8 protein-coding genes are annotated in these 13,233 nt (G+C 46.9%); 4 read left to right on the forward strand and 4 right to left on the reverse strand.

What is annotated here, in order from left to right:
- Positions 1-138 precede the first annotated feature (138 nt).
- On the forward strand, positions 139-294 hold the full coding sequence (locus AC1RKG_RS24585; protein ID WP_493183830.1) for a putative zinc ribbon protein: 156 nt from the start codon (positions 139-141) through the stop codon (positions 292-294).
- Positions 295-316: 22 nt separating this feature from the next.
- Here AC1RKG_RS24585 and AC1RKG_RS24590 read toward each other — a convergent pair whose 3' ends face one another.
- Positions 317-1,612, reverse strand: a complete 1,296-nt coding sequence (locus AC1RKG_RS24590) for an McrC family protein (protein ID WP_493183825.1) — start codon at positions 1,610-1,612, stop codon at positions 317-319.
- Between the two features lie 35 nt (positions 1,613-1,647).
- A complete protein-coding gene (locus AC1RKG_RS24595; RefSeq protein WP_128772026.1) occupies positions 1,648-3,804 on the reverse strand; it encodes a DUF8426 domain-containing protein in 2,157 nt (718 codons plus the stop codon).
- Between the two features lie 167 nt (positions 3,805-3,971).
- On the opposite strand from AC1RKG_RS24595, the gene AC1RKG_RS24600 reads away from it, so the two are divergent.
- The 3 genes from AC1RKG_RS24600 to AC1RKG_RS24610 all read left to right on the forward strand — a co-directional run bounded on the left by AC1RKG_RS24600 (position 3,972) and on the right by AC1RKG_RS24610 (position 10,240).
- Complete coding sequence (locus tag AC1RKG_RS24600; RefSeq protein ID WP_493183826.1) at positions 3,972-7,385, forward strand: DEAD/DEAH box helicase family protein; 3,414 nt, start codon at positions 3,972-3,974, stop codon at positions 7,383-7,385.
- A gap of 63 nt (positions 7,386-7,448) precedes the next feature.
- On the forward strand, positions 7,449-9,083 hold the full coding sequence (locus AC1RKG_RS24605; protein WP_493183827.1) for a type I restriction-modification system subunit M: 1,635 nt from the start codon (positions 7,449-7,451) through the stop codon (positions 9,081-9,083).
- Positions 9,080-10,240 carry a restriction endonuclease subunit S gene (locus AC1RKG_RS24610; RefSeq protein ID WP_493183828.1) on the forward strand — a complete coding sequence of 387 codons (1,161 nt, stop codon included), beginning with the start codon at positions 9,080-9,082 and terminating at the stop codon, positions 10,238-10,240. The genes AC1RKG_RS24605 and AC1RKG_RS24610 overlap by 4 nt, the downstream gene beginning before the upstream one ends.
- Positions 10,241-10,296: 56 nt before the next feature.
- On the opposite strand, the gene AC1RKG_RS24615 is transcribed toward AC1RKG_RS24610, so the two are convergent.
- Positions 10,297-11,886: an SIR2 family protein gene (locus AC1RKG_RS24615; protein ID WP_054625931.1), complete on the reverse strand. Its 1,590-nt coding sequence runs from the start codon at positions 11,884-11,886 to the stop codon at positions 10,297-10,299.
- A 397-nt stretch (positions 11,887-12,283) separates the two neighbouring features.
- Positions 12,284-13,183 (reverse strand): tyrosine-type recombinase/integrase, encoded by a 900-nt coding sequence (locus AC1RKG_RS24620; protein WP_493183829.1) that lies wholly within the window; start codon positions 13,181-13,183, stop codon positions 12,284-12,286.
- Positions 13,184-13,233 lie beyond the last annotated feature (50 nt).

The following is a 13,233-nucleotide window of genomic DNA, read 5'->3' on the forward strand; positions in this document are numbered from 1 at the left end:
TTCATTAAGTCACCTGTTTTGTGTTGAGGTGAGGATATCACCTTTAATCAGGTGGCCAAATTTACTGTGCCACTACAAGCAGAGGCCAGGCTCAGAAAGCTGCGTAATTCCATTGGGGAACTGACAACTCCCGTGACAGTGCTGTCCTGGTACTGCGTCTGGTGCGGACAACACTACCAGGGGGAGAAGGTGTGCATTCCATGTGGCAGAGGGATCTACAGTATTGAAGATATGCCACTGGATGTTGGGCCACATTTAAGTGATCTCGTAAGTTTAAGCCAAAACCGTGGTTGAGATTTATTGAGAGTGCCAGGTCTCAAGGTGCGTCAATCCCACCTTTTCTTCTCTCTGTGTTGATGGAAATAAGGTGAATTAACTGCCCGATAATCTTATCTTCATCGAGTATCAGATCCACACTCGCCACCTGTAATCGTCCTTCGCCCGCTAAAATCCTGTAGCCTGCATTCAGAGGTTGAGTTCCCAGGCCTGCATGATGTGGATAGAGAAGCATAACTTGTTGGCAGTGATAAAGCCGGGCATAGGCCATCATCTGGTAGACATCAGCCTGCGATACGCCATGCCTGGCATCTTCGTGATGACGCCCAATACGCTTCCATTTAGTGTCTATGATCATAACAGTCTGATGGTCCCGCTCGATAAGCAGATCCGGCCGGGTTTGGAAGCGCTGTTTGCCTTCTTTTCCGTCCTCGATCAGACAGTATAATCTGCCTGCCTGTGCACGAACCGTCCATTCTGTACCGCGTACAGCACGCTTCGCCAGTGCCGCTATATATGCCTCGAAAAGGTCGTTCATCGGGAAAAGCAGTGTAATCCCGTTCTGCGCTCGTTTATCGTGGTGCGTAGCTTGCCAGTCGCGTCTCAGGAGGAGGCGCGCCAGATTGTAGAGGGCTTCCCAGCGATGATTAGTTCGGTCGATACGCACCTGTGACCACGGCAGGTGACTCAAGGGGACGTCGCTAACCCCCGCCAGCAGGATGCGCAATTCATTCAGACGGCGGAGCGTATCAGCAGCTCGGGCATAATGATAAAGCAGAACTACACTCGCCTTCATAATTCGAAGTAGAGCTGTATCAGCCGACAGTTCGTCGTAATGACAGGCGAGACGGTCGGGGCGGACAGCAAGCGTAGTGAATTGTCGTTTGATATTGAGCCTTCCGCGCAATGAGGGCAAATCGTCTTCCTGTGCCAAATATGCACGCGGTAATCCCCGATGTACTTCAGATAAGAGTCGCTCGGCGAACAAGCGGATAAGTATCTCTAGCAAGTTTTCAGCTTGTCTCGCCATTGTTGCAGCCTGTCCATTGCCGAGTTTAAGGCTGAGGGCGACATCAAGCATACGTATCAGGCGATTGCGGATTGTGCCGTCCGGTTCTGTCGTCTCGTCGTCGAATTTGGGCAGGATCTCAAGGCTACATCCCGGAGCGGCAATGATCCCAACCATTTGCCCGGCAATAATTTTGTTATGGCGATCGATTAAGATATTTGTACCGTGCTGATTTGCCAGCGGATGCTCGCGCGCCGCCGCAAGCAACGCGTTAGCCTGAGGCCGGGTAAAAGCATGAGGAGCATTTATGCTGCTTTCCGTGCTCACACAAACAGCGCCCCATTCGCGAACCGTGAGGTGCGTCATTCTTTCGATTCAACAGCCACCTCGAGAGCGGTGGCATTAAACGTTCTGGCTTTGCCTACCAGTCGATCAAAGGCGTCATTTTTGAACGGTGCACGTACCGACCAGCTTGATAACGGTTCACCCTCTATTCCTGGCGGCGGTAAGATCTGCTCTTCCTGCATAAAACCATCTCCCAACACTGCCGCGATTCGGCTCCAGTCCTCAAAGAAATACTCTTGTAACAGCGGTATGACCTTATTACGCACAGCATCTTCAACTTGTGCCCTGGATTCACAATTGATAAAGAAAGCGTGTCCAATGCGATATTCCCGGCCTATAAGATATTCAATTCGCTGGTTAATGGTGGTAAGAACGGCTTTGAGATCGATCCCTTCGACTTCACTTAGCAGAGTCGAGTCGGGAGCCATTTCCCGAAAGTTGAATCGCCGCCTTAATGCAGTGTCGAGCAAGGCGATGGATCGATCGGCGGTATTCATTGTGCCTATGATATGAAGGTTGGCGGGGATGCCAAAATCTTTCTTTTTCGAATAAGGCAGAGTTACTGTGAGTGCATCAGGCATTCCCAGACGTTTATCCGGCTCAATTAACGTAATCAGTTCACCGAACACTTTCGAGATATTTGCCCGGTTGATCTCATCAATAATGAGGACGAACTGCTCTGGTTGCCCTTTAACATCAGAACTATTATCTGGGTCTTCTGTACTCGAGAGCAGTCTGCCTAGCGCCGGGATATTCACTCGATTGGTGGCAATCGAATAGAGCGTCCGCATAGTGAAGTTACCATCGATAATGGTATCGAGTGGCAGTGGTTCATCGAGAGTCAGTAGCCAGCGCACAGGGCGGCGATGGGCATAGTAACCTTCGGCTTCAGGAACGAAATAGTAATCACCCGTGATCTCAGCGATAGCGCGGAACGCAGTGTTACCGTAAGGGACTATCACGATATCGCCAGGCTTCATTTCGCAACGGAAGGGATGGGTTTGCGTCCAGTTACTTGGCGTCTTGTTCTCCGGATTTTGCTTGATCCATTCATCATGAATCGCCTTGAACGATGAAAATCTATCCGCGCTCCAGTCTATGCTCCCACCCCAACCCAGAGCAATATACCCGTTGTCGCGGGCATCTTCATACACATCGTCTTCTGTGCCAATTGTCCCTTGCCCCATTTTCCAAAAGCGTTTTTGGGACAGTTGCAGTGCTGAGGCATTCGTCTGTGCACGGGGTTGTGTTCTGGCCTGATCGGCAAGGGCGCAAATTTCCCTGAAGAGCCCCGGCGTGGGCATGAGTCTGAATCCTGCAGATGACGACTCATCTTCACCGATTTCTGGACGAAGGCCCTCAACGAAGGTTTCGTAGTCATAGCTCTGGTGGAATGTGACGAAAGAGATCCTCTTTTCTGCCATCAGTTCGTTATAGCGAGCCATCAGGGCTGCACGCCCATCTTTTGAGTTCGGATAGGCGTCTTTGCCATCGCAGAGCGCTACAGCTTCCCTCGCCGTATGAAAGGTTTTTCCGGTACCAGGAGGACCGTAAAAAATAAGGTTAGTCGGAGTAATGTTATTCTGGGCCACCGGTTCACTTCCTTCCGTAAGTATGAACGTATATTTCCGGGTTGTGCTCTTTTTAGGCCCTTCCGTCACCGGAGGAGGAACATCCGCTAGTTCCTGAAATTTTTGACCATCAAGAGCCTGACAGATGTTCGGCCATCCCTTGTCGAGACCCATTTCAGTATTCAGAGGGCCAACTACCACTGTGACACTGGCATCACCTCGATCTCTAGCTGGGGTGATGTAGTTTTCAAGGACATAATCCCGAATTTCGTCGGCCTGAGAGTCATCACCGCTCAGGAAGCGTCCATATTGTCCGAGCCAGCTATTCCAGCTGGACAATCGGTTAAGCGGTTGCTCTGATTCCGGCATTAACAACCGATACTCATCGCCGTTGTCTTTAGCATCACAGCGAATTTCTTTGATCCGTTGTCGCAATTGCGTAAATCCGTCCGCCTTGTAGGCTGCATCCAGATCTGCATGAGGAGAACCAAGCGCTGCGAGTTTTTTTTCGATAGTTTTGACAGCATAAATACGAGAGTTGAGGCCCGCTTGTGTTTTAGCTCCTCGGCTCTCCAGCCATTCCCGAAATTCAAATTCGAGCATTCCCTATGTCCTCTCATTCAACGTTATCTCGCTGATTGTTATCATCATAGATGATGGATGAACCAGCAAAGATAACCACCATATGCCTTCCGGCTCACTTCGTCAGCCAAATTAGTGTGATATTCTTTCCAAAATGCTGTTGTATCCATGACATAAGGCGATGATTGATGGAGCAGTCTCTCAATTTTGAAATGTTGCGCAGCCAGTGGCCGGAACTGGCAGAACTCGCGTGTATGGCGGAACGCTATGTTCACTCCGATCCGGAAAGCTGTCTGGTGAAGCTGCGCAACTACACCGAATTGATGGTGCGTTGGTTATATCGTCAGGAACGGCTACCTGAAGGCATCAAGGCGAATCTGTACGATTTAATGAACGCCGATGTGTTTACCAGCATGATGCCGGAAGCCATCATCATGAAAATGGATGCGCTGCGTATCCACGGCAACCGCGCCGCGCACGGTGGACGTATCAAAGCCAAAGATACCTACTGGCTGCTTAAGGAAGCGTATTTATTAGGGATCTGGCTGTATGTTCGCTACGCCCACGGTAATGTTGACAACTGCCCCAAATTTTCTCTTCCTCCGTTAACACAATCTTCAGGTCGTGCAGATGAAAAACGTCTGGAAGATGCAATCAGGGCGCAAGATGAAAGCCGTGAGCGCGAACTAGCGTTACAACGCGCATTACAGCAGGAGCAGGAAAAGGCCGAACACCTCACTCAGCGCCTGAATGAAGCCAGGGCGCGTAACCAGCATGTTGCCGATATCCTCTCTATTGATGAAGCGGAAACCCGCCGCCGTCTGATTGATTCTCGCCTGCTTGCTGCTGACTGGAATGTAGGTGAAGAACTTAAGAATACCGATCAGGTTACGCAGGAACACCCGGTTAAAGAACAACCTACTGCAACCGGCGACGGTTATGCGGATTACGTCTTGTGGGATGAGGCGCATAAACCGCTTGCGGTAGTGGAGGCCAAAAAAACCAGCGTCAGTGCCGAGCAAGGACGAATTCAGGCCCGGCTGTATGCGGACTGGCTGGAGAAAGAATATGGTCAACGCCCGGTCATCTTCTACACCAACGGCTACGATATCTGGCTGTGGGACGACCATAAAACTCATGGTTATCCTCCGCGCCGGGTATTTGGCTTCTACAGCAAGGAAAGCCTGCAATATCTTATTCAGCAGCGAGAAACCCGTCTGCCACTGAACAGTGTGCCGCACGTAAAAGACAACGAAGGTAAGGCCGTTGCCGGACGTTTGTATCAGCTTGAAACCATTGCCCGCGTCAGCGAACGGTTTACCAATAAATATCGTCAGTCATTAATCGTTCAGGCCACCGGCACTGGTAAAACCCGTGTAGCGATTGCACTGAGCAAACTGATGATTGATGCCCGTTGGGTAAAACGCGTTCTGTTCCTTTGCGACCGTAAAGAGCTGCGCAAACAGGCGGCGAATGCCTTCAATCAATTCACCAATGAGCCGCTGTATGTGGTCGGGAAATCGAAAAAAGCAGACAGGCAGAATGCCAGGATCTACATTGCCACTTATCCCGGCATGATGAAAATCATGGACCATTTCGATGTCGGTTATTTCGATCTGATCATCGCCGATGAATCCCACCGCTCGATCTACAACGTCTACGGCGATCTGTTTAAGTATTTTGATGCCCTCCAGATTGGCCTGACGGCCACGCCGATCGACATGGTGAGTAAAACCACTTTCGGCCTGTTTGGTTGTGAAGGACGTATCCCTACCGCCAACTACAGCCTGGAAGATGCCATCGCCGATAACAATCTGGTTCCCTATGAGGTTGTCACGCACACCACAGAATTCCTGCGCGAAGGCATCAAACGGGAGAAATTAAGCGACGAACAAATCCGCGAACTTGAAGAACAGGGTATCGATCCTAATACGCTGGAATTTGATGGCAAGGCGCTGGATGAGGCAATTTATAACAAAGACACCAACCGCTATATCCTGCGTAACCTGATGGAAAATGGCCTGAAAGATCGGGACGGCCAACTGCCAGGTAAAACCATCATTTTCGCCCGTAACCACAAACACGCGCTGCTGTTGAATGAATTGTTCGACGACATGTACCCGCAGTTTGCCGGACGCTTCTGCCAGGTCATCGACAACTACGATCCCCGCGCCGAGCAACTGATTGACGATTTTAAAGGGCTGGATGAAAGCACCAACAAAGAGCTGACCATCGCTATCTCTGTTGACATGCTTGATACCGGTATTGATGTTCCGGAAATTGTGAATCTGGTCTTTGCCAAGCCGGTCAAATCAAAAGTGAAGTTCTGGCAGATGATTGGCCGTGGTACGCGCCTCTGTGCGGGGCTGTACGGCTACGATGACAACGGCAAACCGCTGGATAAGCAAAAATTCCGTATCTTCGATCACTGGGGCAATTTTGAGTATCACGAGCTGCATACCGAAGAAGCCGAAGTGAAAACGACAAAATCGCTGGCGCAAAAACGCTTCGAAGCGTGGGTTATGCTGGGGGCTGCCGCGCAGCGTAAGTTCGACAAACAGGCGGTGGATTTAGTCGCTCACCAGCTCCGCGAGCAGATCAACGCGCTGGATGAAAAGTCGATTGCCGTGCAGGAAAAGTGGCAGCAAAAAGCGCAGTACAGCGATGTAAAAGTGCTGCGCCAGCTTTCCCCGAAAACACAGCAGGATCTGCTATCTGTCCTGGCCCCGCTGATGCAGTGGCTGGACGTGCGCGGGCAAAGCGATGCCATGCGTTTCGATATGGATATTCTGGCGGCGCAAACTGCCCGTTATAGCAACCCGGAAGAGCTGGATGTGCTCTGGCCGGTCATCATCGAGAAAGTGGAACGTCTGCCGCCGCATCTAACTCAGGTACAGCAACAGGGACAACGGATTAATCAACTTCGTGATTTGGGCTGGTGGAAGCAGGCCACCTTGGAAGAGCTGGAGGATATCCGCATTCATCTGCGCGGTATAATGCACCTGATGGAGAAAGATGCGACGCCAAAATTTGGCTCGATACAGGTGGATATTACCGAAGATGCCGACCTAATCCAGACGGAGACCCGCAAAACCAACATCCGCTCGATTGATTTCAAACTCTATCGCCAGCAGGTTCAGGGAGCGCTGGAGCCGCTGTTCCAGCAAAACCAGGTGCTGAAAAAAATCCGCAACGGCGAGCCGGTAACACAAGGCGAACTGGATGAGTTGGCAAAACTGGTGCTGATACAAAACCCCAACGTTGATATCCGGGCGCTAAAAGAGTTCTACCCGCAGGCAACCGCAAGCCTGGATAAACTTTTGCGTACCATTATCGGGATGGACAGCGATGCAGTTGAAGTGCGCTTTGCCCAGTTCGCCGCTGACAACAGCCTGACCAGCCAGCAACTGCGCTTCCTGTCATTGCTGAAAAACCACATCCGCGATTACGGCACCATTGAAATGCGGCAACTCTTTGAACAGCCGTTTACGCATATCCACAACGAAGGCGTTACTGGCGTATTCCCGGATCTAGAGCAGATCGTCCGGTTGCAAAAGATAGTCGAAGAGTTGGGTGTTGTGACCGACGCAGCGACGGTATAATAAACACATGACAAGCCCCGGCAGCGGGGCTTTTGTATTTATAACAGGGTATAGACGTTAACAATGATCACCGGTGACTTAAAAAGTAAAATCGACGGGCTGTGGGAAGATTTCTGGGTGGGTGGTATCACAAACCCGCTGACCGTTATCGAACAGATCACCTACCTGATGTACTCCAGGATGCTGGATACCCAGGAACAACGGGACGAGAAGCGTAAGCGAATCGCAGGCGTTGATTTTAAACCACGCTTTGCGCCTGAGCAGCAGGAGTTCCGCTTCAGCCACTATAGCAACCTTGGCTCGGACGAGATGATGGAAGTTGTGCGCGACGGCGTATTCCAGCATTTCCGTCAGCTTGGGCAAGCTGAAGATACGAAAGTGACGCTGCTGGGCAACTTTATGAAAGATGCTCGCTTGGAGATTGTTAAACCGTCACTGCTGACCAAAGCCGTGGAGGTGATCAAAAACCTGCCGCTGGATCGTGGCGACACCAAAGGCGATCTCTACGAATACCTGTTAAGCAAGCTGACCACCGCCGGGATCAACGGTCAGTTCCGCACGCCACGCCACATTATCCGCACAATGGTTGAAATGATGGAGCCAAACCCGGCACGTGGTGAAACGATCTGCGATCCGGCCTGTGGTACGGGCGGTTTTCTGGCAACCAGTTATGAGTACCTGCTGGAGAAATACAGTTCACTGGAGTCCATTCATACCGAGATTGGCACCAACGAACGCGGCGAATTAGAAGAGCAAAAAATCTTTACCGGCGATCTTCTGACGCCGTGGCGTGACCATGTGGATAACAACATGTTCCACGGTTACGACTTTGATACCACCATGCTGCGTATTGCCGCCATGAACCTGATTATGCACGGAGTTGAAGAGCCGGATATTCATTATCAGGACACCATGAGCCAGAGTTTTAGTACCAACTTCCCGCAGGCCAGTAAAAATGCATTCAACCTGATTCTGGCGAACCCGCCGTTTACTGGTTCTCTGGATGAGGAAGATATCGACTCTACGCTGTCAGCGATGGTGAAAACCAAGAAAACCGAGCTGCTGTTCCTGGCGCGTATTCTGCAAATGTTAAAAGTGGGCGGGCGCAGTGCCACTATCGTGCCGCAGGGCGTATTGTTTGGTTCCAGCAAAGCGCACCAGTCGCTGCGTAAAACGCTGGTGGAAGATAACCAACTGGAAGCGGTGATCAACCTGCCTTCCGGCGTATTTAAACCTTACGCGGGTGTAGCGACGGCGATCCTGATCTTTACCAAAGGCGGCCAAACGGATGAGGTCTGGTTCTACGATCTACAAAACGACGGCTACAGCCTGGATGACAAGCGTAACCCAATAAAATACAACGATTTGCCGCATTTATTAGCCAGCTGGAAGCATTACCGTATTTTGCGAGGGCTACCGGTTGATAATTTTATGGGCGAGAGATCAGCCTCGTTGCTTAAGCAGCAATATCCGGAAGGGATTGATGCTGGTGTTGATTTTAAAGATCGCACTCAGGCGGCGTTTGTAGTACCGAAAGAGGATATTGCGGCGCAGAAATACGATCTCTCTATTAATCGTTATAAAGAGGTGGTATATCAGGCGGAGGAATATGAAGATCCAAAAGTGATACTGAAACGGTTAAAAGATCTGGAAAATGAGATTCTGGCGGATCTGAATGAGCTGGAGGGAATGCTGTGATTTCTATTTCAGATTTGGTAGAAAAAGTAGAAAAGATCAATCCAAATAATAAATATGGTTCTTGGAAATATATAGATATTGCTTCTGTAGATAGGTTTCAGAAAAAAATAGTATTAGAGAGTGTCTCAGACATTACACCTGACTCTGCACCTAGTAGAGCAAGGCAACTGGTTTTTGCTGGTGATATCATCATTTCAACTGTTAGGCCGAATCTCAATACCGTTGCTATTATCCCTAAAGAATTGGATGGAGCAATTGCATCAACAGGGTTTTGCGTTTTACGTCCTAATAAGTTAAAAGTTGATACAAAATATCTTTTTCATTATGTAAAATCAGAAGCTTTTGTTAATAGTTTAGTTAAACTAGCTACAGGAGCTAATTATCCCGCAGTTTCAGATAAGATAATTAAAGAACAACAGTTAAAGGCAATATCATTATGCGAACAAAAAGAAATTGCGGCTACTCTTGATAAGGCTGAGAACATCCTCCATAAACGTGAGCAGGCGATCAAATTAGCTGATGATTTTTTGCGTGCTAATTTTCTTAAGCTGTTTGGCGATCCCATTAGCAATCCAAAAAATTGGGAATTGAGAAAATTAGGTGAGATCGCCGATTGTCAGCTTGGGAAAATGTTATCAAAAAAATCAAAAACTGGATTATCGCCAAAAAAATATTTAAGAAATGCCAACATCAGGTGGAGAAAAATAGATGTTAGCGATCTTCTTGAAATGGATTTCAATGAAAAAGAATTATCTAAATTTGAACTCAAGCAGGGGGATCTACTTGTTTGCGAGGGAGGTGAGATAGGCCGGTGTGCAATTTGGGATAATCAAATCCAAGACTGTTACTACCAGAAAGCTCTGCATAGAGTGCGTCCTGACTATAATGTCCTTACATCTGTATATTTGCAAGAGTATTTTTATTCAATGGCTAAAGGAAATGCATTTTCTGAATTCGTTTCAGAAGTAACTTTCAGCCACTTGACTGCCGAAAAGCTTAAGAATTTACTTATACCAATACCGGAAATATCAATTCAGAGAAAATTTGAAATGATATATAATAAATTAAATACATTAATTTACGACAAATATAGTGATGAAATCTCACTGACTTTGCTGTCTAATACTATTAACAAAAAATTAATTAATCATTTATAAGAAAAAATATATTAATTTTTATTATAGGTGTCGTTAATTTATACGACACCTTATTCTTAAATCCTATTGCTATTTTTTATATAATCGTACACGCAGACTAATCGACAAAAATTACTGGACAAAGTTTGGGCGCTCATTGCTTCATCAATATGTTTTTTCAAAATTTTCAGAAGTTCTTCTATATCACGCTTGATTAAACCCGGTTCCATATATGGCATCATTCTTAAAAAGAAACCGAAATCATAAGCAAGATATAACTCATTTACACCAATTCTAACTTCAGGAACGGTTTCAGAACGTCGTTTATCCCATCCTTGGGATTGAAAACTTACTGGAGTAATTTTTAATCGTGATAGTACTCCACCTGAGAGTTCTGTTTCATTAATTATACTCCCATCGTGATTAATTAAATTAGCGTGATTTAAGAAGTGAAAAACAGGAATGCGCGCATTGCCTTTGCATATATTTGGTAGAACATCATTAACAACACATTCCCAATCATAATGTCCATTTTCAAAAACAACTTCCCGGATAAGATCTACACGTTCCAGTCCAACCAATCCTTTAGCTGCCATCGATTCCGATTTTTTTACCATCGAAATAGCACCATATCCCACAACAAACTCCGTTGTACTGACCCCTTCTTCAATTTTCTCTGAATCCCTCACATATAATTTTCCTTTCGGATCATCAGTTAAGACTAACTCATAAAGCTCATCTTTTATCATTCGAAATAAATGTGCTGGAATCCTTTTTTTAGTTTCACTCAGCACCTCAAATATTTCTTTATAAGATGGTGCCTGAACATATTTTACTGGTATTTTTTTATGAATAACAGAGTCACTAATGTCAGCCTCTCCAAGTTCAGGTTTCCATTCAACGAACAATAATTTATTCTGTAAAAAATCCAAACTGGCATCAGGGAAACAACTCACTATATCTTCCAGGATTTCAGCTATATGTTCATCTGTTAAAGAGTAGCCTAAGAAAATAACAGGCCTCTCTATAAACATAGTTAATAACTTAGATGATAGGTAAGGGTTTTTCTTTCTATATTTATCATAGTCACTTGATGTTAAAATCAATGAGTTAGGCTCAGTGCAGCAACCATGTATTTTATATATTTCGGCAATACCGTGGCTCCTGCCAGTAATCAATCCATCCTGACCTATAAAGGTTGTAAATTTCGGGAAAAGGCTTTCTAGAAAAACATCCCAGTTTGTGGTAATAACCCCATCAATATTTGCTTTCGCAAAAAGAGAAATTTCGTGTTTTAACTCATCATTATCTATAATATTTTTATGTGCATTCTCAATATATTTAGATATTGACAATTTCAAAGGAGACTGTTCGTTAATGAAAGTTTTCTCCTGTTCTTTTTCACTTAATGCTAATTGTCCTTCTTCAGTATCCCACCATTTCTCAGCGTATGCCGACACCAATAATTGTGCATATTCGGGTAAATCACCATTAGATTTTGTTTTTAATTTTATATGATTTTCCCCAATCGCCTCAGCAAAATGCTTCAAAAGGTCTTGCCAACATGGCACACCAAGGTAACGACGAGACACTCCGGAGCCAACAAATAACACTGGGGATGCTTCGAACTGCTTAAAATGCTCTTCGAGTTTTTTCTTAAAATTCATACTGATACTCTCTTTACAAGAAATCAAACCCCTTTATACCGATAACATTAAGGTATTGCTTCTTTCATCACCAGTACATTTATCAATTTTACGCAAGAAATCTAATCATTTATATTCAAGTAGTTATCAGATTAAAACTTGAGGAACAGCATTTCACTCCTGATGGTAGCCGAATTGTTGTACTTTCATTACGATATAGGGCCCAATCAAGAGCCCATTCCCGTTTTCTCAGTAATCGTGACTTTAGATTTAGGCTTACATGGCGCATTCCTGCCGCTTAGGCCCAATGGAAAGTGTTGCCTCAGTGAAAACTCGGCTATTTGACCCTACCGACCAACTCCTCATTTGATAAGTCAGCAGCTTTTAATTTAGGATCGAATGTCCACTTTCAAACAACTCAATCTCCATTACCCCGGTTGATCTTCGCATAGTCAAACGGCGTAACCCCCTTCTCCCTGTTCGCATCCAGAAAATCAGCCCACCACTGCAACATCAGCTTGCGCTCATCCAGATGTTCCGCTTTATGGATATACGCCGCCCTCACCGAATTGCGTTCCATATGGCTCATCTGCCTTTCCACCGCATCCTTCGACCATAGCCCTGACTCAATCAATGAACTACAAGCCATTGTACGGAAGCCGTGGCCGCAAACCTCAACTTTAGTGTCATAGCCCATCACCCGCAGAGCACTGTTTACGGTGTTTTCACTCATTGGCTTACGCGGATCGTGATCGCCAATAAAAATCAGCTCATGCTTATCACCACAAAACTGTTTTATCTGCTTCAGGGTCGCCAGCGCCTGCTTTGAAAGCGGCACCAGATGAGGTGTACGCATCTTTGATCCTCGCTGAGAATGTTTCACGCCGGGAATAGGCTCTCGCTCAGGCGGGATGGTCCACATTGACGTTTCAAAATCGATCTCTGACCAGCGAGCAAAACGCAGCTCACTGGAGCGAATAAAGATAAGCAGAGTCAGTTCCGTTGCCCAGCGGGTTAGCGGCCTGCCGGTATAGCCGTCTATTTTCTCAAGTAACTCAGGGATACGCTTTAATTCCAGCGCCGGGCGATGTTGTCGATTGCCAGAGGCGACGGCTCCAGCCATCTCCTGCGCTGGGTTGTAATCAATCAGCCCGCTTTGCACTGCATAACGCATAATGGCCGTAGTACGCTGTTGGAGACGAGAAGCCACCTCAAGACGTCCAGACAGTTCCACCGCTTTAATGGGTGCCAGTAAGTCACGGGTACCCAATTCAGCAATGTTGCGAGTACCGTGACTAGTCCTGATATAGGTTGACACTTTTCAGCCGGATAACGCCCGATGAACCTCATCGGGCGTTTTATATTTTA

Source organism: Serratia sp. GW822-FHT06D09, assembly GCF_058799515.1.

What these genes read in the sequence shown, in the direction of transcription:
- AC1RKG_RS24615 (WP_054625931.1), bottom strand. Translation starts at nt 11,886, where the DNA reads ATGAATTTTAAGAAAAAACTCGAAGAGCATTTTAAGCAGTTCGAAGCA.
- AC1RKG_RS24595 (WP_128772026.1), bottom strand. Translation starts at nt 3,804, where the DNA reads ATGCTCGAATTTGAATTTCGGGAATGGCTGGAGAGCCGAGGAGCTAAA.
- AC1RKG_RS24605 (WP_493183827.1), top strand. Translation starts at nt 7,449, where the DNA reads ATGATCACCGGTGACTTAAAAAGTAAAATCGACGGGCTGTGGGAAGAT.
- AC1RKG_RS24600 (WP_493183826.1), top strand. Translation starts at nt 3,972, where the DNA reads ATGGAGCAGTCTCTCAATTTTGAAATGTTGCGCAGCCAGTGGCCGGAA.